We start from the raw sequence: 1470 nt of genomic DNA, 5'->3' as shown, positions 1-1470 counted from the left end.
CCTGAATTATTCATAGAAAAATCTAAATAGCTTCTCATCCCATACCTGTCAAGGAACTATGACAGATATAGACTGCATCAAATAAATGAAAAAAGAACCCATTTCTGATAAGGTTAAAAGTACCACCAAATAACCAACAGAAAGGATTCTTATAATGGCTACTTTACCGCATATCACACTTGACTTCAATCGTAAAATAAAATTATCCCATGATGGAGGCGAATTATCCTCCGATACCGGTCAAATGATTTTTCGGGAATTTGATGAAAAAATTGGTTTCTCTGCGACCTTGGCAGCATATTTACAGCTTATCGATGAACGGCGCTACTATGTGCATGCGAATGAAGATTTACTTCGTCAAAAAATCTATCAACTCATCGCTGGATATACCGAAGATGACGCAGCGGATGCCCTGATACACGATCCGATATTTACGCAAATCATGGGAAAGGATGCGCTAGCCTCCCAGCCAAGCTTATCTCGTTTTTTAGAACGCTTTGATTCCAGTTCTATTACCTCGTTACTTCAAGCTAATCAGGCATTACTGGATAAAATGCATACGCATCGAGAATCGGATGCGATTATTTTGGATTTGGATTCTACCCATGCCGATACGTATGGCAAACAGGAACAATCTGCTTACAATGCGCATTATGGCACGATTGGTTTTCATCCCATGGTTGCCTTTGACGGAGTAACAAGTGATTTTCTCAAATCTGAATTGCGCCCGGGAAATGTCTATACATCCAATGGTGTTGTCGATTTTGTTCGTCCGCTTATCGAACATTACAATGAAAACTTCCCATGGATGACGCCATTTTTGCGTGCAGACAGCGGTTTTGCCGTCCCCGCGCTGTATGATTTATGCGAAAAAGAATCCGTTTCTTATGTGATTCGTTTAAAGTCGAATGCCAAACTGCAACGTCTGGCCGATGAACTGCATCCTGCTTCTGCCTTCAAGGATATGAGTAAGTCCGAGTGCTATTTTGAAGAAAACGAATATCAGGCCAAATCATGGAAGAAAGCACGAAAAATCATTATTCAATCCGTTCGTCCAGCAGGAGAAATGTTTTTCACCCACAGCTTTTTTGTGACAAACTTAAGCGATGTCTTTTCTCCCCAAGTGATTGTACAGTCCTATCAGCGAAGGGGCACGATGGAAAATTATATCAAAGAAGCGAAAAATGGCTTCGATTTGGATCGCATGAGCAGTCATTCTTTTCAGGCGAATGAAGCTCGCATGATGTTGAGTTTATTGGCTTATAACTTGACCAATTGGCTGCGCACGCTGTGTTTCCCGGAAGGACAACAACAGATGCAAATTCAGACGATCCGGACACGTATCATTAAAGTTGCCAGTAAATTAGTGACATCAGGACGTTCTTTCTATTTTAAATTGGCTTCAAGTTTTGTGTATGCATCTTTCTTCTGGAAAGTGTTGCGAAATGTTCAACAGCTTCAGATTGAATA

The 1470-nt window shown here is 40.9% G+C and carries 1 protein-coding gene; it reads left to right on the top strand.

The features are described from left to right. Nucleotides 1-154 precede the first annotated feature (154 nt). A partial coding sequence (locus ACFQ19_RS20205; RefSeq protein ID WP_379594664.1) for an IS1380 family transposase occupies nucleotides 155-1470 on the top strand: 1316 nt, incomplete at its 3' end.

It is taken from the genome of Oceanobacillus locisalsi (genome assembly GCF_042675985.1).
Lineage (GTDB): Bacteria > Bacillota > Bacilli > Bacillales > Amphibacillaceae > Oceanobacillus > Oceanobacillus locisalsi.
Note: the sequence above shows the minus strand (reverse complement) of the source record. Positions and strands in the feature narration are given on the sequence as shown.